The sequence below is a fragment of the Streptomyces sp. NPDC060209 genome (assembly GCF_042728155.1).
Taxonomy (GTDB): domain Bacteria; phylum Actinomycetota; class Actinomycetes; order Streptomycetales; family Streptomycetaceae; genus Streptomyces.
Map to the genome: position 1 here is coordinate 1 of NZ_JBHWZS010000574.1, position 1,549 is coordinate 1,549.

1 protein-coding gene is annotated in these 1,549 nt (G+C 71.5%); it reads left to right on the forward strand.

Features of this window, described 5'->3' with window-relative positions; translation table 11 throughout:
- Positions 1-1,549 (forward strand): AMP-binding protein (locus ACFWFI_RS42645; protein WP_387401348.1); only part of this gene is annotated, 1,549 nt, incomplete at both ends.

Sequence of the window (1,549 nt, forward strand, 5' to 3'; positions counted from 1 at the left end):
TCCCGGCTGGCGGGGCTGATCGGGGCGGGTCCGGGGCGCATGGCGCTGGCGGGTACGTCGGTCAACTTCGATGTCTCGGTCTTCGAGATCTTCACCAACCTCTGCCACGGCGGGACGATCGAGATCGTCCGTGACGTCCTGGTCCTCGGCGAGCGCGAGGAGTGGGGAGGCCACATCGTCTCCACCGTCCCGTCGGCCTTCGCCGAGCTCCTCGACCACGTCGCCGGCCATGTCGGCATGGACACGGTGGTATTCGCCGGCGAGGCGCTGCCCGCCTCGCTGGTCACCCGTCTGCTGGACGTCCGGCCGGGCATCCGGATCATCAACGCCTACGGCCAGACCGAGTCCTTCTACGCCACCACCTTCACGATCGCCGCCGACGACGCCTGGGACGGGGTCGGCAACGTGCCCATCGGGCGGCCGCTGGGCAACATGCGCGCCTACGTGCTCGGCCCCGGCCTGCGGCCCGTCGTCCCAGGTGTCGCGGGAGAGCTCTACATCGCGGGGGAGGTGGCCGCCGGTTACCTGGGCCGCCCCGACCTGACCGCCGAGCGCTTCCTCCCCGATCTCTTCGGGCCGCCCGGGTCGCGGATGTACCGCACGGGTGACCTGGCCCGCTGGAACGCGCAGGGCGAACTGGAGTACGTGGGACGGGGCGACAGCCAGGTCAAGGTCCGCGGCTTCCGCATCGAACCCGGCGAGGTCGAGGCCGCGATGGTCGCCCATCCCGCCGTCGGCCAGGCCGCAGTGGTCGCCCGCGAAGGAGCCCACGGCTCCGGCGTGAAGCAGCTGGTCGCCTACGTCGTCCCCGCCTTCACCAGCGACAACGACGTCCACGACTTCCGGTCCGGCATGGAGGCGGCCGAACTGCGCGCCCACGCCTCGCAGCACCTGCCCGACTTCATGGTCCCGTCCGCGTTCGTCGTCCTGGACCGCCTGCCGCTGATGCCCAACGGCAAGCTGGATCACAAGGCGCTTCCCGAGCCCGAGTTCACCGGCGGTGCCTACCGGGCACCCGCCACAGCGGCCGAACAGATCCTCGCCGGCGTCTACGCCGAGGTCCTCGGCCTGGACCGGGTCGGTGTCGACGACGACTTCTTCGCCGTCGGCGGCGACTCCATCCGCTCCATCCAGGTCGTCTCCCGGGCCCGCGCCCAGGGGCTGAAGGTCACGCCCCGGCAGATCTTCGAGTGCCGGACCGTCGCCGCGCTGGCGGAGGTCGCCGCGAGCGACAGCGGAACGGCCCCCGTGCTGGAGGAGTTCGAGGGCGGTGGCACCGGCTCGGTCCCCCTCCTGCCCATCGCGAAGTACATGCGGGAACTCGGCGGCGGGTACGACCGGTTCTCCATGTCGCTCCAGGCCGAACTCCCGATCGGCATCGACGGGGACGGTCTGGCGGCGACGCTGGGCGCGGTCCTGGACCGGCACGACATCCTGCGTTCGCGTCTTTCCGCGGACGAGGGCGGGGTCATCGAGATCGGCCCGGAGGGGTCGGTCGACGCCGCCGCTCTGGTCCACCGGATCGTGTGTGACGGTGTCTGGGACGAGG